The organism is Burkholderia pyrrocinia (genome assembly GCF_022809715.1).
Classification (GTDB): domain Bacteria; phylum Pseudomonadota; class Gammaproteobacteria; order Burkholderiales; family Burkholderiaceae; genus Burkholderia; species Burkholderia pyrrocinia_C.
This window is the reverse complement of sequence record NZ_CP094459.1, coordinates 2,232,074-2,253,743: the sequence shown is the minus strand read 5'-3', so window position 1 is coordinate 2,253,743 and position 21,670 is coordinate 2,232,074. Positions and strand designations below refer to the sequence as shown.

Genomic DNA, 21,670 nt, shown 5'->3' with positions numbered 1-21,670 from the left:
GCGGTGCGGTGCAGCATCGCCGCGGCCCTCAGCGCACCGCGGCGGCCGCTCCCTGCTTCGGCGCGAGCGCGCGCAGTGTTTCCTTGATCGTCGACACGCGGATCGCGAGATCGGGCGAGCGCGTCTCGATGCGCAGCTTGTCCTGGCCCGCGAGCTTGATGTGCCGGTGCTTCTGCACCATGTCGATGATCCGCATCGGATCGATCGGCGGATTCGGCTCGAACTGCAGCCCGATCGCGGCTTCGCTCGCGTCGATCTTCACGATGCCGAGCGGCTTCGCGGCGATGCGCAGCCGGTGCGTCTCGACGAGTGCGTGCGCCTGCGGCGGCAGCTTGCCGAAGCGGTCGATCAGTTCCTCCTGGATGCCGTCGATCGCGTCGCCGTGCTCGCAGTTCGCGAGCCGCTTGTACAGCGACAGCCGCTCCTGCACGTCCGCGCAGTAGTCGGCCGGCAGGATCGCGGGCGCATGCAGGTTGATTTCCGTCGTCGCGGCCAGCGGCGCGGTGAGGTCGGGCTCCTTGCCGTTCTTCAGCGCCTTCACCGCGTCGTTCAGCATGTCCGTATAAAGCTGGAAGCCGATCTCGTGGATCTCGCCCGACTGCTTGTCGCCGAGCACTTCGCCGGTGCCGCGGATCTCGAGGTCGTGCATCGCGAGATAGAAGCCCGAGCCGAGTTCCTCCATCTGCTGGATCGCTTCCAGCCGGCGCTGCGCCTGCTTGGTCAGTGCCTGCGGATCGTGGACCAGCAGGTACGCATAGGCCTGGTGATGCGAGCGGCCGACGCGGCCGCGCAACTGGTGGAGCTGCGCGAGGCCGAACTTGTCCGAGCGGTGCATGATGATCGTGTTCGCGCTCGGCACGTCGATGCCGGTCTCGATGATGGTCGTGCACAGCAGCACGTTCGCGCGCTGCGCGACGAAATCGCGCATCACGCGCTCGAGCTCGCGCTCGTGCATCTGGCCGTGCGCGATCACGATGCGCGCCTCGGGCACGAGCTCCTCGAGCATTGCCCTGCGGTTCTCGATCGTCTCGACCTCGTTGTGGAGGAAGTACACCTGGCCGCCGCGCTTCAGCTCGCGCAGCATCGCCTCGCGGATCACGCTTTCCTCCTCGCGGCGCACGAAGGTCTTGATCGCGAGCCGCTTCTGCGGCGCGGTCGCGATCACCGAGAAATCGCGCAGCCCTTCGAGCGCCATCCCGAGCGTGCGCGGGATCGGCGTTGCGGTGAGCGTCAGCACGTCGACTTCCGCGCGCAGCGCCTTCAGCGCTTCCTTCTGGCGCACGCCGAAGCGGTGTTCCTCGTCGATGATCACGAGGCCGAGGCGCTTGAACTGCACGTCCGACGACAGCAGCTTGTGCGTGCCGATCACGATGTCGACGCTGCCTTCGTTGATCTGCGCGATCGCCGAATTCACTTCCTTCGTGGTCTTGAAGCGCGACAGCTCGACGATCCGCACCGGCCAGTCCGCGAAGCGGTCGACGAAGGTCTGCGTGTGCTGCTCGGCGAGCAGCGTGGTCGGCGACAGCAGCGCGACCTGCTTGCCGCCCATCACCGCGATGAACGCGGCGCGCAGCGCGACCTCGGTCTTGCCGAAGCCGACGTCGCCGCATACGAGGCGGTCCATCGGCTTGCCGCTCGTCATGTCGCCGATCACAGCCGCGATCGCGGCAGCCTGGTCGGGCGTTTCCTCGAAGCCGAAGCTTTCCGCGAATTTCACGTAGTCGCGCGGGTCGAGCGCGAACGCGTGGCCTTCGCGGGCCGCGCGGCGCGCGTACAGGTTCAGCAGCTCGGCGGCCGTATCGCGGATCTGCTGCGCGGCCTTGCGCTTCGCGCGCTCCCACTGGCCGGAGCCGAGCGCGTGCAGCGGCGCGCTGTCGGGATCGGCGCCGCTGTAGCGCGAGATCACGTGCAATTGCGCGACGGGCACGTAGAGCTTGCTGTCGCCCGAGTATTCCAGATGCAGGAATTCGGTTTCGCCTTCGCCGAGATCCATCGACACGAGGCCCATGTAGCGGCCGATGCCGTGCTGCGCGTGGACGACCGGGTCGCCGACCTTCAGCTCCGACAGGTCGCGCACCATCGCGTCGACGTTGCTGGCCTGTTCCTGCCGGCGACGGCCCGCGCGGCGGCCAAGCGCGCCGTACAGCTCGGTCTCGGTGACGATCGCGTAGCCTTCGCCCGGCACCGCGAAGCCGCTCGACAGCGGCGCGACGCCGAGCGCGAAGCGTTCGTCGCTCGCGAGCCAGCCGGCGAAATGGTCGTTCGACACCGGCCGCAGATGGTGCTCGGCGAGCAACTGCAGGATCGTCTCGCGGCGGCCGGCCGATTCGACGGTCAGCAGCACGCGCTTGCCCGACGATTCGACGAACGTACGCAGCGACGCGAGCGGATCGTCGGAATGCCGGTCGACGGTGAGCTCGGGCAGCGCGGTCGCCCAGCCGCCGGCCGGTTGCGCGGGCAGCACGACGCGTGCGAACGGCTTCGCGAACGCGAAGAAATCCTCGTCGGACAGGAACAGCCGCTGCGGCTCCAGGATCGGCCGCTCGCGATCGTGCGACAGGAACGCGTGGCGCTGCTTCGTATCGGCCGTGAAGCGGCGGATCGACGCTTCGAGATCGCCGGTGAACACGAGGTGCGCGTCCTGCGGCAGGTAGTGGAACAGCGTGGCCGTTTCGTCGAAGAACAGCGGCAGGTAATACTCGATGCCGGCCGACGGCACGCCGTTGCCGATGTCCTTGTAGATCGGCGCGCGGCTCGGGTCGCCTTCGAAGGTCTCGCGCCAGCGGCTGCGGAAGGCCGTGCGCGCGGCTTCGTCGAACGGGAACTCGCGGCCGGGCAAGAGGCGCACGTCGCGCACCGGGTAGAGGCTGCGCTGCGTGTCGGGGTCGAACGCGCGGATCGAGTCGACCTGGTCGTCGAACAGGTCGATCCGGTACGGCAGCGGCGAGCCCATCGGGTACAGGTCGATCAGCGAGCCGCGCACGCAGTATTCGCCGGGCCGCACGACCTGGCTCACGTGCTCGTAGCCGGCCAGCGTGAGCTGCGCCTTCAGCTTCGCCTCGTCGAGCCGTTCGCCCTGCGCGAACGCGAACGTGTACGCGGCCATGAACGACGCAGGCGGCATCCGGTACAGCGCGGTGGTGGCGGGCACGAGCAGGATGTCGCAGCGGCCTTCGCCGAGGTCGTGCAGCGTCGCGAGCCGCTCGGACACGAGGTCCTGGTGCGGCGAGAACGTGTCGTACGGCAGCGTTTCCCAGTCCGGCAGCAGGCGCACGCGCGCATCGGGCGAGAAGTAGCGGATTTCCTGCGAAAGCCGCTGCGCGTCGACCGCGTTCGCGCAGATCACCGCGAGGAGCGGCACGTCCCGGCGGTTGTCGGCAAGATAACGGGCGATGGCGAGCGCGTCGGCGGAACCGTGCGCGCCGTCGAAGGCAAAGCGCTGGCCGGGTTTGACGCGGGCAACGGGCGAGGCGGACAGGGTGGAAGCGTTATCTGGCATAGGGACGGCAGGGGTGGCGTGCACGGGCGCATCGCGGTGCGCCGGTCGAGACGAAAGACCTATTATAAAATCCGCTTCTCGATTTCACCTTTCCGGCGTTTCCTTTCGTGACTCCCCGACTTTTCGCCCTGATTCCCTGTGCCGGCACGGGCAGCCGCTCCGGTTCGGCCGTGCCGAAGCAATATCGCACGCTGGCCGGCCGCGCGCTGCTGCATTACACGCTCGCCGCGTTCGACGCGTGCAGCGAATTCGCGCAGACGCTCGTCGTCCTCGCGCCCGACGATTCCCATTTCGACGCGCGCCGCTTCGCGGGCCTGCGCTTCGCGGTGCGCCGCTGCGGCGGCGGCTCGCGGCAGGCGTCGGTGCTGAACGGGCTGCTCGGGCTGGCCGAATTCGGCGCGACCGACCACGACTGGGTGCTGGTGCACGATGCCGCGCGCCCGGGCATCACGCCGGAGCTGATCCGTACGCTCGTCGCGACGCTGAAGGACGACACGGTCGGCGGTATCGTCGCACTGCCGGTGGCCGATACGCTCAAGCGCGTACCGGCCGGCGGCGACGCGATCGCGCGCACCGAGTCGCGCGACGCGCTGTGGCAGGCGCAGACGCCGCAGATGTTCCGCATCGGCATGCTGCGCGAGGCGATCCTGCGCGCGCAGCGCGAAGGGCACGACCTGACCGACGAAGCGAGCGCGATCGAATGGGCGGGCCACACGCCGCGCGTCGTGCAGGGCAGCCTGCGCAACTTCAAGGTCACGTATCCGGAAGATTTCGCGCTCGCGGAAGCGATCCTCGCGCGCGCCCCGCAATCCACCTGACACTTACTCAATCGGAACACGCATGGATTTCAGAATCGGACAAGGCTACGACGTGCACCAGCTCGTCCCGGGGCGCCCCCTCATCATCGGCGGCGTGACGATTCCGTACGAACGCGGCCTGCTCGGCCACTCGGACGCGGACGTGCTGCTGCACGCGATCACCGACGCGCTGTTCGGCGCGGCGGCGCTCGGCGACATCGGCCGCCATTTCTCCGACACCGACGCGGCGTTCAAGGGCGCGGACAGCCGCGTGCTGCTGCGCGAGTGCGTCGCCCGCGTGCAGGCGGCCGGTTTCACGATCCAGAACGTCGACAGCACCGTGATCGCGCAGGCGCCGAAGCTCGCGCCGCATATCGACGGGATGCGCGCGAACATCGCGGCCGATCTCGGGCTGCCGCTCGACCGCGTGAACGTGAAGGCGAAGACCAACGAGAAGCTCGGCTATCTCGGCCGCGGCGAGGGCATCGAGGCGCAGGCTGCCGCGCTGCTGGTCAGGCAGGGCGGCTGATGGCCGGTTGTGGCGGCGCGCGGCTCGTTCCGCGCGCGGTGGTGCTGCGGAAATGAAAAATGCCACGCTGGTGCGTGGCATTTTCGTTGTGGCGGCCGCCGCTCCGGCACGGCTGCCGGTCGCGCGGCGAAACCGCTCATGCAGCCGTTTACTCGCCTTCGGCGGCGATCACCTGCGCGGCGGCGTTGATCACCGACGCGATGCGGCCGACGTCGCGCAGCTGCGTGACGGTCATCCCTTGTTCGTTCTTCAGCAGCGCATAGTGCGACTTCACGCAGAAGTGGCACTTGCCGACGATCGACGCGGCGAGCGCGTACATCTCGAACTTGCGCTTGTCGACGCCGCCGTGCGTCGCGTACGCACCCATCCGCAGCTCGGCGCGCTGCGTCTTCAGATCGGCGTCGTCGGCCATCTCGACATACGGATACCAGGTGTTGTTCATCCCCATCAGCGCGGCTGCCGTCAGCACGGCGTTCGTCTCTTCGGGCGACAGCACGCCGGCTTCGCGGATCGTCTTCACGAGCACCGTGCTCTTCGCCGCGATCGCCGCCGCCAGCGCGACGCCGACCGCATCGGTGCCTTCGAGCGACGAGCGCGAGATCGTGCCGTCGAGGTTCAGGCGAATGTCCTTCGCGTAGTCGGGAATACGCGCCTTAATCGAATCGATGAATTCCATTGATATCTCCTATGGGTTGGCCGTTAAAAAAGCCCGCAGGCAGGACGTGCGCCGCGGGCTTCGTGCATCGATGCGCTTACAGCGTTGCGCCGCCGACTGCACGGTTGCACGGGCACAGTTCGTCCGTTTGCAGGCCGTCCAGAATGCGCAGGACTTCTTCCGGGCTGCGGCCGACGTTCAGGTTGTTCACCGAAACGTGCTGGATCGTGTTGTCCGGATCGACGATGAACGTTGCACGCAGGGCCACGCCGGCTTCCTTGTCGCGCACGCCGAGCTGGTCGATCAGCTCGCCCTTGACGTCGCCGAACGAGTAGTGGTTCAGCTTGTCGAGGTCCTTGTGCTCACGGCGCCATGCGAGCTTGACGAATTCGTTGTCCGAGCTGCCGCCGAGCAGGATGGCGTCGCGCTCTTCGAACTGCTTCGTCAGCTTCGCGAACTCGACGATTTCCGTCGGGCACACGAACGTGAAATCCTTCGGATAGAAGTAGATGATCTTCCACTTGCCCGGGAACGACGCTTCGGTGACGGTCTCGAACGCCGACTGGCCGTTTTCCTCGTGATTGTTGAAGCCCGGCTTCGCGGCTACGACGGTGAAAGCTTCGAGTTTATCGCCCACGGTTTTCATGCGGATACTCCTGTATGAGTTGGGAAGAAGGCTGAGTCAAGCTACCTCGGTGCTGCAACGATGATGTGACAGCATGCGGCAGACTATAACACTATTAATAAAATACTTCAATAGATTTTGACTAACGATCTTCATAGTTTTTTTCAACCGGATCGATAGTGTGGGGCGCAAGAAGCGTGCGCGAGCGCGTCACGCGGTCGCACGCGCCTTGCCGGCGCCGGGGAATTCGAGCGTGACTTCGAGGCCCGCTTCGGGGTTGCGGTTGCGCAGTCGCAGCGCGCCGCGATAGCGGCCGACGAGCCGCAGCACGATCGCCATCCCGAGGCCCGTGCCGTCCGCCTTGGTGCGCGCGGTGTCGACGCGATAGAACGGCCGCATCACGAGCGGCAGCTGATCTTCGGGGATGCCGGGGCCTTCGTCGCTCACCGACAGCTCGACGCGCGCGTGCGATATGCGCGTCTCGAGCGTGATGCGCGAGATGCCGTCCTGCTTGCTCTGGCCGTACTTGCGCGCGTTCTCGACGAGATTGCCGATCACGCGGCGCATGTCGGTCTCGTCGGCTTCGATGACCGCGCTCGGCGCGAGCCGCGTGCGGATCTCGACGCCGTCCTCGCTCGCTATGCGCGCGGCAACCTCCTGCGCGATCGACGACAGGTCGACGGGCTCGGGCTTGCGCTGCGACGGGCGCGCGTAGTCGATGAAGGCGGCGATGATGCGGTCCATCTGCTCGATGTCGTCGACCATCGCGTCCTTGGTGGCCTGGTCGGACGGGCTCATCTCGGTTTCGAGGCGCAGCCGCGCGAGCGGCGTGCGCAGGTCGTGCGAGATGCCCGCGAGCATCAGCGCGCGGTCGGCCTCGAGCTGTTCGAGGTCGCGCACCATCTGGTTGAAGCTGCGATTGGTGTCGGCCGCGACGCCCATCCCGCGCTCGGGCAGCGGCTCGGGCGCCTGGCCCGAGCCGACCTGGCGCGCGGCGAGCGCGAGCCGCGAGAACGGCCGGTTCACGAGGCTCGTGATGAACGCGGAGCCGAACAGCGACAGCGCGAGCGCGAACAGCCCCCAGCCGGCCCACTGCAGGCCCGTGACGTTGTCGAGCTGGTCGCGATCGAGCGCGACCCAGTAATCGTCGTCGTCGATCTTGAAGCTGATCCACACGCCGGGAATGTCGTTGACCGACTGCGCGATCACGGTATCGTCGCCGAGGCGGCTGCGGATGTCGTGCTCGATCAGGCGATTCAGCGATTCGTCGGGCTGCAACTTGAACTTGTCGGTTTTCTCGCGCGGGTAAACGCGCACGCCCTCGTTGCTCTCGAGATCCTGCAGCAGCGCGCGCCGCAGATCGGGATCGGAATAGAGCAGGGCGGTGCGCGTGAGCTTCACGACCGCGACGAGCTGCAGCGCGACGCGCTGCGCACGCGGCTCGCGCTCGATCACGCGAAAGCTCTGGAACCACGCGGCGAGACTGACCGAGATCAGCAGCGCGATCAGCAGGAAGGTGCGCCAGAACAGCCCGCCGAATGCGAGCTGCAGGAGGCGCCGGTCAATACGCATGGGACGGGCCGTGGGCGGGCGAAACCGGAAAAGAAAAAATCAGGCGGCGCCGTCCGGAATGAACACGTAGCCGAGGCCCCAGACGGTCTGGATGAAACGCGGGCTGCCCGGATCCGGCTCGATCAGCTTGCGCAGGCGCGAGATCTGCACGTCGAGGCTGCGGTCGAACACTTCGTATTCGCGGCCGCGCGCGAGCTCCATCAGCTTCTCGCGCGACAGCGGCTGGCGCGGATGACGCGCGAACACCTTCAGCACCGAGAACTCGCCGGTCGTCAGCGGAATTTCCTGGCCGGACTTCGTCAGCGTGCGCGTCGCGAGGTTCAGCGAGAACTCGCCGAACTCGAACACCTCGGTCGTTTCGGACGGTGCGCCCGGCAGTTCGGCCGGCGCCTGGCGGCGCAGCACCGCGTGAATGCGCGCGACGAGTTCGCGCGGGTTGAACGGCTTCGGCAGGTAATCGTCGGCGCCCATCTCGAGGCCGACGATGCGATCGACGTCCTCGCCCTTCGCGGTGAGCATGATGATCGGCGTGCGGTCGTTGCTGCCGCGCAGGCGGCGGCAGATCGACAGGCCGTCTTCGCCCGGCAGCATCAGGTCGAGCACGAGCAGGTCGAAGCGCTCGCGGACCCAGAGCTTGTTCATCGCGGTCGCGTTTTCCGCGACATATACGTTGAAACCCTGCTCGCCGAGATAGCGGCGCAGCAGATCGCGCAGGCGTGGGTCGTCGTCGACGACGAGAATCTTGGAGGGGTTTTTCGTTTCCATGATCGGCATCTTATCGCGAATGGGAATTGGCGCACGGCCGCGAATTTTCGCGCGTTACAGTCGGTTACAAAATTTACCCGTAGTGTCGCGCCGAGTAAAGGCAGGCTATAGAGATTCCTTTACTCGAAGCCGAAGTTCGGTAGATACTCCCCTGCATTCCATCTTTCATCTTTGCACACCCGAATTCCGCAGGGTTTTTCAAGTACCAGAGGTAGCCGGTTGCCGCGTGACGAAGGGAACAAATCGACCAAAGAAGCGAGGACGGTCATGCGATCTGCCCGGATTGCACTGATGCTGACGATCGCGCTTGCCGGTCCATATGCGTCGAACTTCGCGTATGCGCAGCGCCCCGAGCAGGGTGCGCCGTCGCGCAAGCTGCCGCGCGGCAAAACGCAGCAGCCCGATCATGCCGCCGATACGACGGTCCGTTCCGCCGTGCCTCCCGATCTCGAACAGCGCCGCCGCGACGGGCACATGACGCCCGAGGAGCGCCACCTTTTGCGCCAGCACATCGAAGATGCCGTTCGCGAGTTGTACAAGCGCTGACGCGTGCCGTCCTCGACCTGCGCGGAACACACCGCGCCGAAAAAATTCGTAGCACTTTTTCCGTCAACTTTCGCCTGCCGATTGCCGTTGTACCGGCATCCGCACCGCCGGTGCGTTCCGGGAGTCCATGACGATGAAAGCGAACGCTGCCGCACCGGTGCCGTCGCCCGCCATGCAGTCGGCGCTCGACGCCGACGATGCGCTGTTTTTCCTGAGCCGCACCGGTTTCTCTCCCGCGCCGGCCGAGGTTGCGCGCATCGTCGGCATGACGCGCGCGCAGGTCGTGGCCGACACGCTCGGCAACGTTCGCCGCGAACCCGTCACGGCGTGGCCCGACTGGATCGCCGAGCTGCCGCCGACGCGCGCGCAGCGCCAGGCGCTGACCCCCGACATGCGGCGCGACGAGCAGCGCGAGCGCGATCGCCGCTACGAGGCGTTGCGCGCGGCGTGGGTCAACGAGATGGTCGTGACGCCGTCGCCGCTGACCGAGCGCATGACGCTGTTCTGGCACGGGCACTTCACGTCGGGGCAGGACAAGGTGCCTTATCCGCAAACGATGGCCGCGCAGAACGCGCTCTTTCGCCGCGAGGCGCTCGGCAACTTCGGCACGCTGCTGCACGCGGTCGCGAAGGACCCGGCGATGCTGCAGTATCTCGACGGCGCGAGCAATCGCAAGGGGCGCCCGAACGAGAATTTCGCGCGCGAGGTGATGGAGCTGTTCACGCTCGGCGAAGGGCATTACACGCAGTACGACGTGACCGAAGCCGCGCGTGCGATGACGGGCTGGACGATCGATCCCGATACGCTGCGCTTCGAGGTGCGGCCCGAATGGCACGACGCGGGCGACAAGACGATTCTCGGCGAGACGGGGCCGTTCGACGGCGACGGCTTTGTCGACATCCTGCTGAAGCGGCCCGGCACCGCGCGCTTCATCGTCGGCAAGCTGTGGCGCGAGTTCGTGTCCGATACGCCCGACGCGGGCGCGCTCGATAGCGTGGCCGAACGGTTTCGCGCGAGCGGCTACGACATTCGCACGGCGCTCGCCGCGCTGTGGTCGACCGACGCGTTCTGGGATCCGCGCAACCGCGGCGTGCTCGTCAAGTCGCCGGCCGAGTTCGTCGTCGGGTCGGTGCGGCTGTTCGACGTCGCGTACGGCGATCCGCAGATGCTCGCGAACACCGTGCGCACACTCGGGCAGAACCTGTTCTATCCGCCGAACGTGAAGGGCTGGCCGGGCGGCGCGCTGTGGATCAACAGCACCACGCTGCTGGCGCGCAAGCAGTTCGTCGAGCAACTGTTCCGCGCGACGGAGACGGCCGGCATGCGGCCGCTGGCGCATCCGATGGCGCCGCCGCCGAATGCGCGTGCGCAAGCGATGCCGGTGGCCGATACGGCGTCCGCTGCCGGGATGCGCGGCGCACCGGCCAAGCCCGCGCGCGGCGGCCTGCGCTTCGACCTCGAACGCTGGCTGGCGCAATATCGCGCGCGGCCGCAGGCGATCGCGGGATTGTCGACCGAGCTTCAGCTCCAGCACGCGGTGCTGCCGGTGTCGCCGGTCGCGGCGATCGACACGGATTCGACCGGCAGCGCGTATCTCGAAGCGCTGCTGATGGATCCGGCCTATCAACTGAAATGATGCAAACGACGACGAATCGGAGCGCCGGAGCGGCCAAGGTGCCGAGCGGCGAACCAAAGGATGCGCGATGAACCGACGTGATTTTCTGACGCTGACGGGCGCCGCTGCCGCGGCGGGCGTGTCGATGTGGCAGTCGCCCGCGCTGGCGGCCTCGGGGGCGATAACTGGCCGGCAAGCGGCGGCCGGCTATGCGAACGTGCTGATCCTCGTCGAGCTGAAGGGCGGCAACGACGGCCTCAACACGGTGGTGCCGTATGCGGACCCGCTGTACTACCAGTTCCGGCGCGGCATCGGCATCAAGCGCGAGCAGGTGCTGCAACTCGACGCGCACACCGGGCTGCACCCGTCGCTCGCGCCGCTGATGCCGCTGTGGCGTGACCGGCAGGTCGCGGTCGTGCAGGGCGTCGGTTATCCGCAGCCGAATCTGTCGCATTTCCGCTCGATCGAGATCTGGGATACCGCGTCGCGTTCGGACCAGTACCTGCACGAAGGCTGGCTCACGCGCACGTTCGCGCAGGCGCCGGTGCCGCCCGGTTTCGCGGCGGACGGCGTCGTGCTCGGCAGCGCGGAGATGGGGCCGCTCGCGAACGGCGCGCGCGCGATCGCGCTCGTCAATCCCGCGCAGTTCATCCGTGCGGCCCGGCTCGCCGAACCGTCGTCGCTGCGCGAGCAGAACCCGGCGCTGGCGCACATCATCGACGTCGAGAACGACATCGTGAAGGCAGCCGACCGGCTGCGCCCGCGCGGCGGGATGCGTGAATTCAGGACGGCGTTTCCGGCCGGCACGTTCGGCACGTCGGTCAAGACCGCGATGCAGGTGCTGGCCGCATGCGAAGCGTCCGGGCCCGGTGCGCAGGATGGCGTCGCGGTGCTGCGCCTGACGCTCAACGGCTTCGATACGCACCAGAACCAGCCGGGGCAGCAGGCCGCGCTGCTCAAGCAGTTTGCGGAAGGAATGAGCGCGATGCGCGGCGCGCTGATCGAACTCGGGCGCTGGAACCAGACGCTCGTGATGACGTATGCGGAATTCGGGCGGCGCGTGCGCGAGAACCAGAGCAACGGCACCGATCACGGCACGGCCGCGCCGCATTTCGTGATGGGCGGCCGCGTGGCCGGGGGCCTGTACGGCGCGCCGCCGGCGCTCGGGCGGCTCGACGGCAACGGCAACCTGCCGGTCGCGGTCGATTTCCGCCAGCTCTACGCGACCGTGCTCGGGCCGTGGTGGGGGCTCGACGCGACGCGCGTGCTGCAGCAGCGCTTCGACACGCTGCCGTTGTTGAAGGCGTGATGCGTCAGGTTCAGCGCCGGCGTGCGGCGCGCCACGCGATCCACAGCTTGCGGATCGGCGTCAGCGCGATGCGCTGGTGCAGCACCTGGTAGCCGTCGCGCTCGATTTCGTCGAGCAGCGCGCCGGCCAGCGCGATCTGCGCGCGCAGCGTGCGCTGCGCGCGGCGTTCGGGCGCGGGGATCGCGGCATCGGTGGCCGCGAGCGCTTCGCGCGCGCGCGCCGTCTGGAATTGCAGCAACTCGGTGAAGGCCGGGCTGTAGCGGCGGTTCAGCAGATCGGCTGCGGTCACGTTGTAGCGCTGCAGTTCGTCGATCGGCAGGTAGATGCGGCCGTGGCGCGCGTCGTTGCCGAGTTCCTGCACGAATTGCGCGAGCATCAGCGCGCGGCCGGTGTCCGCGGCCCACGGCTGCGGGTCGGCCGGGTTCGCGGCGCTGGCGCGCGCGACCAGCGACGCGAAGGTGCCGCCGACCTGCGCGATGTAGCGCTGCAGGTTCGCGAAATCGAGGTAGCGCGCCTGTTCGAGGTCCATCCCGTAACCGTTGACGAGCGTACGCAACGCGTCGGCCTCGGCGGCGATCGCCGGATGATGCTGCGCGAGCGCCTTCGTGACGGGGTGCGACGGCTGAGCGTCGGCCAGTGCCGCGAGTTCCTTGTGCCACCACGCGAGCTTCGTGTGGCCGATGGTCGGGTCGCTGGTTTCCTTGACGGTTTCCTCGAGCTCGCGGCGCAGCGCGAACAGCGCCGTCAGGCGCGGCTGCGTGGCGAGCGGCGCCTGACGCAACGCGTAGTAGACGCTGGAGCCCGCGGGGGCGGCCTTTTGCTGACAGTAGTCGTCGAAGTTCACGGGCGGAATCGGGTGGGGGCGGGTTCGGGGGACGCGCGGCGGCGCGGTGCCGAAACGTCGAGCGCGGCATTCTAGCACCGCTGCACGACGGGTGCCGGCAGGGCGAGACAAGGCCGCACGGATCGGGTAGAATCTCGCGCTCGCCTGATCGGACGTGCCGGTTTTCAGGCCGGCGTGAAGTGTCCCGAGCGGTACCGGGCGCGCGGAGAACGCATCTTGCGTGCCGCGCGGTCAGGCGACGGAAAATGCGCGTGAGTGGCGAAATTGGTAGACGCACCAGGTTTAGGTCCTGACGCCCGCAAGGGTGTGCCGGTTCGAGTCCGGCCTCACGCACCAGAAGTCGGACCAGCACCCGTCAGGGTGCCGTTCCCGAAAAAGCGCTGCCGGTCGGCTGACCGCAGCGCTTTTTTGTTTCAAGCGCATCTACTCCCAGAAGCTCCGGATCGCGACCGCCACGATCACCGGCACCGAGAACACCAGCGGGATCGCGAAATACTGCGCTTCACGATCGACGATCCAGCTATAGATCAACCACGCCGCGCCGATCGCGAACGTGATGAGGCCGACCGCCACGGCGGCGATGTTCAGCACCAGCTTCGAAGGCTGGCGGCGCGTTTTGGCATTGTCGTCGTTATCGCGCGGGGACGATTTCATCGGAAGAGTGCGGCCTCGGCCGAAACAGGGGTAAAAGCACAGGAAACCCCATCCGCACGGATCGCGCAAGGGCCGGCGCATGCCGGCCCCGTCATGTTCATTCCCGAGCGTTACAAGTTACAACCCGAACGACGCAGCCAGTTCGTCGAGCAGCTCGCGCTGGAACGCGACGAACCGCGCGCCCGGCTGCTGCGCGATCGCGAGGTCGAGCATCGGATCGGCGACGTCGGTGCGAATGCCGGCCAGCGCCTCGACGATCGCGAGCCCGCAGAACGGCACGTAGGCCTCCGAATAGCCGCCTTCGTGAACGATCACGAGCCGCCCGCCGCAATGGTGCCGCGCGGCATCCTTCACCGCGTGCGTCATGAACCGATAGCTGTCGGTATGCAGCTGCATGCGCGCGAGCGGGTCGACCGCGCTCGCGTCGAGGCCGCTCGCAACGACGATCAGCTCGGGCCGGAAGCGTTCCAGCGCCGGCAGCACGATCCGCTCGAATGCGTAGCGATACGCATCGTCGCCGCTGCCCGCGAGCAGCGGCACGTTCAGGTTCGCACCGATACCCGCGCCTTCGCCGCGATCGTCCGCGCCGCTGTAGCCGGGCGGGAAGCAGCGATCCTGGTGCAGCGAGATCGTCAGCGTGTCCGGATCGTCGTAGTAGATCGACTGCGTGCCGTTGCCGTGATGCACGTCCCAGTCGATCACCGCGACGCGCTCGATGCCGTGTTTCGCGCGGGCGGCCTCGATCGCGATCGGGATGTTCGCGAGCATGCAGAAGCCCATCGGGCGGTCGCGCAGGCAGTGATGGCCGGGCGGCCGCGACAGCGAGAACGCATTGGCCGCGCGCTCGCCGACGACCGTGTCGACCGCCGCGATCGCGAGGCCGGCCGACAGCGCGGCGATCTCGTAGCTGCCCTTGCCGAACGGCGCGAGGTCGCCGAGGTCGCCGCCGTTCGCGTCGCTGAGTGCGCGGAACGCGTCGAGATAGTGCGCCGGATGAATGCGCAGCAGGTCGGCGGTCGTGGCTGGGGCGGCGCCGCGCAGGTCGAGTTGCGCGGCAAGGCCCGAAGCCTGCACGAGCGACAGGAAGCGGCGCTTCGAATCGGGCGATTCCGCGTAGCCCGCGCTCGACGGCGGCTGGACCCAGCCGCCGACCGGGAAGAACAGCGCGTGCGTGCCGCCGGTGTGCCAGAAAGTGCGTTCGTCGGTGAAGAAGGCAGTGCGATTCATGGATGTGCGTGACCTGTCACGGTTGGGAGGAAACGGCGGGGCGCGCGCGGCGATCGATATGGCGCAGCGCGGCGAACGAGATGATCGCGACGGCCGTCGCGGCCGCGAACAGCGCGCGCATCGTGCCGCCGGCGTCGAGCATCAGCCCGGCGAGCAGCGGGCCGGCCGCGAGGCCGGCGCCGATCACGAAATTGAGCGTCGCGACGAGGCGGCCTGACGTGTCGATCTGCGCGACGGTCGCGAGGATGAACGGCAGCACGAAGGTCCACGCGAACTTGAACGCGAAGATCGCCGCGCTGTAGCCGCCCGCGTGCCGCATCGCGGCGAGTGCGACGAGCGAGGCCGCGAGCAGCGCGTAACCGGCGGCCAGCATCGCGCGCCGCGCGAGCCGGCCGCCGGCGCACGACGCGAGTGCCGCGCCGGCGATTCCCATCACGCTCGCGATCGCGAGCACGTTGCCGGTCGACTGCGGATCGAGCCCGGCATCCGCCGCCGCGCGGCTCGCGAAGGTCCACACGCTGCCGATCGCGAGATAGAACGTCAGCACCGCGCCGATTGCGAGCACGACGAAGCTTCGCGGCGCATGCGTCGCAGCGTCATGCGCGGTTTGCGCAGACGCCATCCGCGCGCCGAGCGACGACGGAAAGCCGCGCGACAGCGGTGCCGCGAGCAGCGCCAGCGCGGCGAGCGCGATGTACAGCGCGCGCAGCCCGAACGCGGCGAACACATGCGGCAGCACGAACAGGCCGATCGCGCCCGCGACCAACTGGCCGACGACCCACAGCCCGTACACGCGGTCGCTGTTGCTGCTCGTTGCCGCGCTCGTCATGCAGAGCACCATCAGCGAGCCGCCGCCGAGCGCGGTGACGGCGCGCAGCGCGAGCAGCGCGGCGAAGCCCGGCATCCACAGCGCGGTCAGCAGGTTGCCCGCGCCGAACAGCGCGATCGCGAACGCGGCGACGCGGCGCGCGTCGACGCGGCCGAGCCACAGGTACGACGGCACGGTCGCGAGGCTGAACGCACCGAGTTCGACGAAGAAGTAGGTGCCGATCTGCGATGCGGACAGCCCGAGCTGCATCGCGAGCTGGCTCGCGACGGCCGGTGCGACGAGCAGCAGCAATGGCGTGATGGCCGCGAACACGACGAGCGCGGCGAGCGTCGAGCGCGCGAACGTCGGCGCGCGGCCGTCGGGCGAGAGTGCGGCATCCGGAGACAGGATTTTCATGGCGGGATCTCGTTGGGGAATCAGAACAGGTGGTACATGCCGACCATCGCGCCGAACTGCGACGTGCCGGCGAGCGTCGTCGGGTCGTATTCGTAGACGGTCTGCGAACTCTGGCCGCTGTTGCGCGCATAACCGAGGTTCGCGTACGCGACGGTGCCTTTCGACAGCGCGTACGTGGTGCTCGCAATGAACAGCGTCGGATGGCCGATCGCCGGCGTGCGCGAGTCGGTGTGGTAGACGCCCGCGTTCAGGCCGATTCCGTTCGAGCTCAGGTAACGCGCGCCGCCCCAGACGATCGTGCGTGCCGCGTCGAGGTCGCCCGTCAGGCGTTCGACGCCGGCGTAGACGGTGAGCGGCAGGGACGCGAACGCATAGCGCGCGGCGAGCGTGCCGAGTTCGCGGCGGCGCGCCGACGCGTCGGCGGCCGCCGACACATCGCCGTGCGCCTGATGCAGCACCGCGCTGACCGACAGGCCGTTGCTCGTGTACTGGCCGCCGAGTTCGAGCACGCGTCCGGCACGCGTATTGCCGGCGACGCCGGCCGTCGCGGCGAGCGCCTCGACGTCGAAGCCGGCAAACGTCGGCGACTGGTACTTGATCGAGTGGTCGATGAAGTTCGCGTTCATCGGCACGATCACGCCCTGGCCGCTGTACGACGCGTACCAGAGCGGATCGTAGAACAGCGTCTTGTCGAACAGCACGCTGAACTGCCGGCCGAACGTGACGGTGCCGACGGGCCCCGCGATACCCATGTATGCGCCGCGAAAGAACGCGTAGCCGGGCACGGTCGCGGTGCCGTCGTTGAGGTTGAGACCTTGCTCGAGCTTGAACAGCGCACGCCAGCCGCCGCCGAGATCCTCGTTGCCCTTCAGCCCGATCTGCGAAGGCAGGATGCCGTAGTTCTGCAACTGCACGGCCGAGTGGCGCCCGTCGGCGTGCGTCAGGTATTGCACGCCGGCGTCGAGCGCGCCGTACAGCGTGAGGGTCGACTGCGCGTGCGCGGCGGCGCTGCACGCGGCGAGCGTCGCGGCGGCCGCGGCCGTGCGGATGAAGCTGGGTTTCGTCACGAGGGGTTCTCCATACCGTGCTGCATCGGTTTGTCGTTGGTGTTGTCGCGACGCAGTGTCCGCAGCGGGAAAACCTTCGAACAGTCGTACAGATGAACGGTGCGGAAAACCCGAAGTGCGCAGCATGCACGCGGCGCGATGCCTCGGCACGGCGTGCTGCGGAGCAGCAACGTGCCGCGCACCGTTCAAATGGATGGGGTTGCCGCCGGTTCCGGCACCGTGGCCCGCCAAAAAAGCCGCTCGCTATAATCGGCGGACTGCGTTGCGCGCATCAGCGGCCCGGTCGGGCAGGGGGGCGGAAGGTGAGGATCACGACGGATACCGGGCAGGATCTCGAAGCGCTGCGCGACGTGCCGGCCGCCATCGTGCTCGACGAATTCGCGTGGCCGCCGCTGCCTTCGCGTCGTGCCGATTTCGATGGTGTCGCACGCGGCGACGCATCGCAGCGCGAACTCGGGCTGATGCTGCTCGATCTGTACGCGGTCGCCGCGCAGTCCGGCATCGGCGAATTCGAATACCGCTTCTTTACGCTGCTGCAGGCGCTCGTCCCGTTCGACGCCGCATGGACGGGCGTCGCGACGCATGCGTCCACCGGCCCCGTGATGCACAACAGCTTTCTGTATCGCCTGCCGCACGCGTTCTTCGGCGACTGGAAGCGTGTGCGCGACTGCGACCCGCTCGCGCACCGCACGCTGCGCGGCGCGCACGGACGTGCGGTGCGGCTGTCGGTCGTCGAGCCGGGGCTCGATGCGCGGTTTCGCGACTGGTGCGTGAAGTACGGGCTCGCGCAACTGATGTGCGTGTGCACGCTCGATCGCCGCTTCGGCCTGACGACGTTCATGTCGATCTACCGCCAGGGCCTGAATCGCCCGTTCAGCGACGATGATGCGCGCCGTTTCGAGGAAGTGATTCCGCATCTCGCGGCCGCGCTCACGATCAATCGCGCCGCGCAGCTCACGCGCGAGCGCGGCGATACGGTCGCACCGGCCGCACGCGCGCTGTGCGACAACTTCGGCGTGCTCCACCACGCCGATCACGGCTTTGACGACGTGCTGCGCGCCGAATGGCCGGCGTGGGCCGGCACGCGCGTGCCGCAGCCGCTCGTCGCGCACCTGCGGCGCCAGTCGGGCCAGCCGTTCGTAGGCGATGCGCTGCGCATCCAGTGCGTGCCCGTCGCGGGGCTGTTCCAGATCGAGGCGCGGCCGCGCTCGCTGCTCGACCGGTTGAGCCCGCGCGAGCTGGCCGCGATCCGTTATTACGGCGCCGGCCGTTCGCACAAGGAAGTCGCGCAACAGATGGCGATTTCGCCGACGACCGTGCGCCACTACCTGCGCTGTGCGTACCGCAAGCTCGGCATGCACGACAAGAGCCAGATCGCGGGCGTGCTCGGCGCGACGGGCGGCGCGACCGATGACGAACCGGTGGAAGCGGACGGCGAGCCGCGCTGAATCGCTCGAACGCGCGCACGTGGCACGCTCCGCCATAATGGTTGTATCCGCAACCATTGAGCGTTATGCTCGTCAGCTCCCGGGAGACGGAATTCCATCATGAACGACACGAATTCAGGGTCGGTGCGCGCGGCGGTGGTCGGTGTCGGCGCGATCGGCGGATTGCTCGCGGCCGCGCTGTCGCGGGCCGGCATGACCGTGAGCGCATACGCACGCGGCGCGACGCTCGACGCGCTGAACGCGCACGGCGTGCGCGTGATCGACGAGGCGGGCGTCACATCGTCGGTGCCGGTGCGCGCGAGCGACGATGCGGCCGCGCTCGGCGTGCAGGACTACGTGGTGATCGCGCTGAAGGCGCAGGCGCTGCCGGCGCTGGCCGCGCGCATCGCGCCGCTGGTCGGGCCGGACACCGTGATCGTCGCGGCGATGAACGGGCTGCCGTGGTGGTTCACGCATGGGCTCGAAGGACCGATCGACGGCGTGCCGCTCGACGCGGTCGATCCGGCCGGCGCGGTGTCGGCGGCGCTGCCGCCCGCGCAGGCGATCGGCTGCGTCGTGCACCTGTCGTCGAGCACCGACGCGCCGGGCGTCGTGCGCCGCGGGCGCGGCAACCGGCTGATCGTCGGCGCACCCGATCCGCGGCTCGACTCGGCCACCGCACGGTTCGCCGCTGCGCTCGCGGCGGGTGGTTTCGACGTTGAATCGACGCCCGCGATCCGGACCGAGATCTGGGCGAAGCTGTGGGGCAACATGAACATGAATCCGCTGAGTGCGCTGACGGGATCGACGGCCGAGCAGTTGCTCGACGATCCGTTCACGCAGGATCTCGCGCTGCGGATGATGGAGGAGGCTGCCGCGATCGGCGCGAAGCTCGGCTTGTCGACGGGGATGAGCGGTCCCGAACGGATCGCGGTCACGCGCAAGCTCGGCGCGTTCAGGACGTCGATGCTGCAGGATTTCGAAGCGGGGCGTCCGCTCGAGATCGGGCCGATCCTCGGCGTGTTTCCTGAGCTCGGGCGCAAGCTCGATGTGCCGACCCCGTATTGCGACGCGGTGCTCGGGCTGCTGCGCCAGCGCGCGGCCAACAGCGGGCTGTAGCGTCTGCGAGCCTGATGGATTCGCGGTCGCGGGCAACGCGGCGAAGCGCGACCCTTGGCGGATGCCGCCGCATGATGCAAAACGGGCCGCCCGGTCGCTGGTTACGCGGCCCGGGCGGCCCGTCGAATTCATCGGATCAATGCTGCCGGCAGCGCTCGATCGTCTGCCGATGCCGAGCCCGTCACGCGGCTCAGTCGTCCCGCTCGGTTGCGTGCGCGACGACCTTGTCGAGCAGCCGCTCGAACGTCTGGCGTTCGCTGTCGGACAGGCACGCGAGCAACCCGTCGTTCCACTTGCGCACGATCGGCATGATCTTGCGATGCAGCGCGCGGCCGTCGGTGGTCAGCGCGATCAGCACGATCCGGCCATCCTCGTCGCTCGCGCTGCGCTCGAGCAGCCCCTGGCGCAGCAGCGCTTCGGCCGCGCGGCTCGCCTGGCTCTTGTCGAGATTGGTGTGGCGCGCGAGATCCATGATCGAGAACGGACCGAACGCGCCGACGGCGGCGATCACGCGTGCCTCGGGCAGCGAGATGTCGAGCTTGTGCCGGTACATCTCGCCGATCCCGCGGTCGGATCGCTTCGTGAGTGCATGGAGGCGATAGGTCAGAAACTGATCGAGCCCGGTTTGACGGCCTTTCATAGCGAATCCTGAAGAAAAAGGGCGGGCCCGATTGTTCCTGTATCGCGCGCTCGGGTCAACGGTCAGTGTGCGCCGTACTTTAGGCGTGTCAATTGCTCCGCTTCGTTCGCGAGCAGGTTCGCTGCGTCGCGGATCGCGACGTCGAGCGTGATCGGCCCGGGAGCCGGCGAGAAGCAGCCGGAAAAATGTTCGGACAGGCGCGGCAGCGCGGCCGGGTCGACCGCACCCGACAGCAGCGACGCGGGCACGCCGACGGCCTGTGCGTGCCGGCACGCGATGAACGGCGCCTTGCCGTGCAGCGTCTGCACGTCGGAGCGGCCTTCGCCGGTGATCAGCCAGTCGGCGCCGGCGAGCGCCGCGTCGAGCCCGACCTGCCGCGCGACCACTTCGGCGCCGGCTTCGAACTGCGCGCCGAGCATGTGCAGCGCGAAACCGAGGCCGCCCGCGGCGCCGGCGCCGGGCAGGTCGCGGGCGCGTCGGTCGAGCGCGGCTTCGAGCAGATCGGCGAAATGGCCGAGCGCGGCGTCGAGGGTCGCAACCTGCGCGGACGTCACGCCTTTTTGCGGGCCGAACACGGCGGTCGCGCCGTGCGCGCCCGTCAGCGGGTTGTCGACGTCGGACATGCCGACGAATTCCGTTTCCTTCAGGCGCGGGTCGAGCGCCGACGCGTCGATGCGCGCGATGTCGGCGAGCCGCGACGGCACGGGCTCGACCGGCTGGCCGGCCGCGTCGAAGCATTGCAGGCCGAGGCCCGCGAGCAGCCCGGCGCCCGCGTCGTTGGTGCTGCTGCCGCCGAGCGCGACGAAGAAGCGGCGCACGCCGTCGTCGAGCAGCGTGCGGATCGCCTCGCCCATCCCGCGCGTGCTGCGCGCGTCGACCGGCACGCTCATGCCGACCGGATCGGTAATGCCGACGATCTCGGCCGTCTCGACGATCGCGGTGCGCGCGTCGATCACACCGACCGCCGCGTCGCGTGCCGCGAGCGACGCGCCGGCCACCCGCAGCGAGCGCCGCGTGCCGCCGCCGGCCAGCATCGCGTCGAGCGTGCCTTCGCCGCCGTCGGCCATCGGGCAGCAGCGCACGACCGCGTCGGGGCGCGCGCGGCGGATGCCGGTGGCGATCGCATCCGCGACCTGCTCGGCGGAAAGCGAGCCTTTGAACGAATCGGGCGCGATGACGACGACAGGCGCGGACGGGTGTTGCGGCATGGTGTCTCCGGAAGGCGTGATTGGTGTGAAGAATAATGGGGCGCGACGGCGGCGCACCCTCAATCGGAGCTTACAGGATGGCGGGCCCGCGGTGGATACGGCGTACGGCATAGCGGCGATCCGCGCGCATTGCCGTGCAAGGGGCTGCTGACATGGCGCAGACGCATGCGCGTCGCGCCGAACTGGAGGTGCGAGGAAAATTGTTTGCTAGAATAGTCGATTCTTCCGGCCAAAGCCGTGCTCCGAGCCGCTTGCGCTAGCCATCCGGCGCGTGCAGGGATGGCGTGGCGCTCCGGCGCGGCATATGCAATGCCGCAGGCAGGCACGGCAAGGAAAACCCGATTCGC

The 21,670-nt window shown here is 68.4% G+C and carries 19 protein-coding genes and 1 tRNA gene; 8 read left to right on the top strand and 12 right to left on the bottom strand.

Features of this window, described 5'->3' with window-relative positions; all coding sequences use genetic code 11:
* Positions 1-28 precede the first annotated feature (28 nt).
* Positions 29-3,499, bottom strand: coding sequence for a transcription-repair coupling factor (gene mfd, locus MRS60_RS10455; RefSeq protein ID WP_243564662.1), 3,471 nt, complete (start codon positions 3,497-3,499; stop codon positions 29-31).
* Between the two features lie 107 nt (positions 3,500-3,606).
* On the opposite strand from mfd, the gene ispD reads away from it, so the two are divergent.
* Positions 3,607-4,317 (top strand): 2-C-methyl-D-erythritol 4-phosphate cytidylyltransferase, encoded by a 711-nt coding sequence (ispD, locus tag MRS60_RS10450; RefSeq protein ID WP_243564661.1) that lies wholly within the window; start codon positions 3,607-3,609, stop codon positions 4,315-4,317.
* 22 nt (positions 4,318-4,339) lie between these two features.
* Positions 4,340-4,825: a 2-C-methyl-D-erythritol 2,4-cyclodiphosphate synthase gene (ispF, locus tag MRS60_RS10445; RefSeq protein ID WP_034181174.1), complete on the top strand. Its 486-nt coding sequence runs from the start codon at positions 4,340-4,342 to the stop codon at positions 4,823-4,825.
* A 148-nt stretch (positions 4,826-4,973) separates the two neighbouring features.
* On the opposite strand, the gene MRS60_RS10440 is transcribed toward ispF, so the two are convergent.
* The 4 genes from MRS60_RS10440 to ompR form a co-directional block, all read right to left on the bottom strand.
* Positions 4,974-5,501 (bottom strand): carboxymuconolactone decarboxylase family protein, encoded by a 528-nt coding sequence (locus MRS60_RS10440; protein WP_006478562.1) that lies wholly within the window; start codon positions 5,499-5,501, stop codon positions 4,974-4,976.
* Between the two features lie 76 nt (positions 5,502-5,577).
* Positions 5,578-6,126 (bottom strand): peroxiredoxin, encoded by a 549-nt coding sequence (locus MRS60_RS10435; RefSeq protein WP_034181176.1) that lies wholly within the window; start codon positions 6,124-6,126, stop codon positions 5,578-5,580.
* A gap of 189 nt (positions 6,127-6,315) precedes the next feature.
* Positions 6,316-7,677: an ATP-binding protein gene (locus MRS60_RS10430; RefSeq protein ID WP_034181177.1), complete on the bottom strand. Its 1,362-nt coding sequence runs from the start codon at positions 7,675-7,677 to the stop codon at positions 6,316-6,318.
* A gap of 39 nt (positions 7,678-7,716) precedes the next feature.
* A complete protein-coding gene (ompR, locus tag MRS60_RS10425; RefSeq protein WP_006478565.1) occupies positions 7,717-8,451 on the bottom strand; it encodes an osmolarity response regulator transcription factor OmpR in 735 nt (244 codons plus the stop codon).
* Between the two features lie 258 nt (positions 8,452-8,709).
* Here ompR and MRS60_RS10420 point away from each other — a divergent pair, with 258 nt between their 5' ends.
* The 3 genes from MRS60_RS10420 (at position 8,710) to MRS60_RS10410 (ending at position 11,912) form a co-directional block, all read left to right on the top strand.
* Positions 8,710-8,988, top strand: coding sequence for a hypothetical protein (locus MRS60_RS10420; RefSeq protein WP_034181178.1), 279 nt, complete (start codon positions 8,710-8,712; stop codon positions 8,986-8,988).
* A 133-nt stretch (positions 8,989-9,121) separates the two neighbouring features.
* A complete protein-coding gene (locus MRS60_RS10415; protein ID WP_243564660.1) occupies positions 9,122-10,624 on the top strand; it encodes a DUF1800 domain-containing protein in 1,503 nt (500 codons plus the stop codon).
* 67 nt (positions 10,625-10,691) lie between these two features.
* Entirely contained in the window at positions 10,692-11,912 is a 1,221-nt protein-coding gene (locus MRS60_RS10410; protein ID WP_243564659.1) for a DUF1501 domain-containing protein, read from the top strand.
* Positions 11,913-11,922: 10 nt separating this feature from the next.
* On the opposite strand, the gene hpnD is transcribed toward MRS60_RS10410, so the two are convergent.
* Positions 11,923-12,756, bottom strand: coding sequence for a presqualene diphosphate synthase HpnD (gene hpnD, locus MRS60_RS10405; protein WP_034181180.1), 834 nt, complete (start codon positions 12,754-12,756; stop codon positions 11,923-11,925).
* A 249-nt stretch (positions 12,757-13,005) separates the two neighbouring features.
* Between hpnD and MRS60_RS10400 the strand changes: the two genes are divergently transcribed.
* Positions 13,006-13,092 (top strand) — tRNA-Leu (locus MRS60_RS10400).
* A gap of 87 nt (positions 13,093-13,179) precedes the next feature.
* On the opposite strand, the gene MRS60_RS10395 is transcribed toward MRS60_RS10400, so the two are convergent.
* The 4 genes from MRS60_RS10395 to MRS60_RS10380 form a co-directional block, all read right to left on the bottom strand.
* On the bottom strand, positions 13,180-13,410 hold the full coding sequence (locus MRS60_RS10395; RefSeq protein WP_034181181.1) for a hypothetical protein: 231 nt from the start codon (positions 13,408-13,410) through the stop codon (positions 13,180-13,182).
* Positions 13,411-13,527: 117 nt separating this feature from the next.
* Positions 13,528-14,637 carry a class II histone deacetylase gene (locus MRS60_RS10390; protein ID WP_243564658.1) on the bottom strand — a complete coding sequence of 370 codons (1,110 nt, stop codon included), beginning with the start codon at positions 14,635-14,637 and terminating at the stop codon, positions 13,528-13,530.
* 16 nt (positions 14,638-14,653) lie between these two features.
* Positions 14,654-15,862: an MFS transporter gene (locus MRS60_RS10385; RefSeq protein WP_243564657.1), complete on the bottom strand. Its 1,209-nt coding sequence runs from the start codon at positions 15,860-15,862 to the stop codon at positions 14,654-14,656.
* A 20-nt stretch (positions 15,863-15,882) separates the two neighbouring features.
* Positions 15,883-16,929: a porin gene (locus MRS60_RS10380; RefSeq protein ID WP_243564656.1), complete on the bottom strand. Its 1,047-nt coding sequence runs from the start codon at positions 16,927-16,929 to the stop codon at positions 15,883-15,885.
* A 302-nt stretch (positions 16,930-17,231) separates the two neighbouring features.
* Here MRS60_RS10380 and MRS60_RS10375 point away from each other — a divergent pair, with 302 nt between their 5' ends.
* The gene (locus MRS60_RS10375) at positions 17,232-18,377 is read left to right on the top strand and encodes a helix-turn-helix transcriptional regulator (protein WP_243564655.1); all 1,146 of its coding nucleotides are present in this window, start codon (positions 17,232-17,234) and stop codon (positions 18,375-18,377) included.
* A gap of 99 nt (positions 18,378-18,476) precedes the next feature.
* Complete coding sequence (locus MRS60_RS10370) at positions 18,477-19,475, top strand: 2-dehydropantoate 2-reductase (RefSeq protein ID WP_034181187.1); 999 nt, start codon at positions 18,477-18,479, stop codon at positions 19,473-19,475.
* A 190-nt stretch (positions 19,476-19,665) separates the two neighbouring features.
* Here the strand turns inward: MRS60_RS10370 and MRS60_RS10365 are convergent, their stop codons facing one another.
* Both MRS60_RS10365 and MRS60_RS10360 read right to left on the bottom strand, forming a co-directional pair.
* Entirely contained in the window at positions 19,666-20,115 is a 450-nt protein-coding gene (locus MRS60_RS10365) for a MarR family winged helix-turn-helix transcriptional regulator (protein WP_175749950.1), read from the bottom strand.
* Positions 20,116-20,177: 62 nt separating this feature from the next.
* Positions 20,178-21,323, bottom strand: coding sequence for a glycerate kinase (locus MRS60_RS10360; protein WP_034181189.1), 1,146 nt, complete (start codon positions 21,321-21,323; stop codon positions 20,178-20,180).
* Positions 21,324-21,670 lie beyond the last annotated feature (347 nt).

What these genes read in the sequence shown, in the direction of transcription:
- mfd (WP_243564662.1), bottom strand. Translation starts at nt 3,499, where the DNA reads ATGCCAGATAACGCTTCCACCCTGTCCGCCTCGCCCGTTGCCCGCGTC.
- ispF (WP_034181174.1), top strand. Translation starts at nt 4,340, where the DNA reads ATGGATTTCAGAATCGGACAAGGCTACGACGTGCACCAGCTCGTCCCG.
- MRS60_RS10440 (WP_006478562.1), bottom strand. Translation starts at nt 5,501, where the DNA reads ATGGAATTCATCGATTCGATTAAGGCGCGTATTCCCGACTACGCGAAG.
- MRS60_RS10435 (WP_034181176.1), bottom strand. Translation starts at nt 6,126, where the DNA reads ATGAAAACCGTGGGCGATAAACTCGAAGCTTTCACCGTCGTAGCCGCG.
- MRS60_RS10430 (WP_034181177.1), bottom strand. Translation starts at nt 7,677, where the DNA reads ATGCGTATTGACCGGCGCCTCCTGCAGCTCGCATTCGGCGGGCTGTTC.
- ompR (WP_006478565.1), bottom strand. Translation starts at nt 8,451, where the DNA reads ATGCCGATCATGGAAACGAAAAACCCCTCCAAGATTCTCGTCGTCGAC.
- MRS60_RS10420 (WP_034181178.1), top strand. Translation starts at nt 8,710, where the DNA reads ATGCGATCTGCCCGGATTGCACTGATGCTGACGATCGCGCTTGCCGGT.
- MRS60_RS10415 (WP_243564660.1), top strand. Translation starts at nt 9,122, where the DNA reads ATGAAAGCGAACGCTGCCGCACCGGTGCCGTCGCCCGCCATGCAGTCG.
- MRS60_RS10410 (WP_243564659.1), top strand. Translation starts at nt 10,692, where the DNA reads ATGAACCGACGTGATTTTCTGACGCTGACGGGCGCCGCTGCCGCGGCG.
- MRS60_RS10395 (WP_034181181.1), bottom strand. Translation starts at nt 13,410, where the DNA reads ATGAAATCGTCCCCGCGCGATAACGACGACAATGCCAAAACGCGCCGC.
- MRS60_RS10390 (WP_243564658.1), bottom strand. Translation starts at nt 14,637, where the DNA reads ATGAATCGCACTGCCTTCTTCACCGACGAACGCACTTTCTGGCACACC.
- MRS60_RS10385 (WP_243564657.1), bottom strand. Translation starts at nt 15,862, where the DNA reads ATGAAAATCCTGTCTCCGGATGCCGCACTCTCGCCCGACGGCCGCGCG.
- MRS60_RS10370 (WP_034181187.1), top strand. Translation starts at nt 18,477, where the DNA reads ATGAACGACACGAATTCAGGGTCGGTGCGCGCGGCGGTGGTCGGTGTC.
- MRS60_RS10365 (WP_175749950.1), bottom strand. Translation starts at nt 20,115, where the DNA reads ATGAAAGGCCGTCAAACCGGGCTCGATCAGTTTCTGACCTATCGCCTC.
- MRS60_RS10360 (WP_034181189.1), bottom strand. Translation starts at nt 21,323, where the DNA reads ATGCCGCAACACCCGTCCGCGCCTGTCGTCGTCATCGCGCCCGATTCG.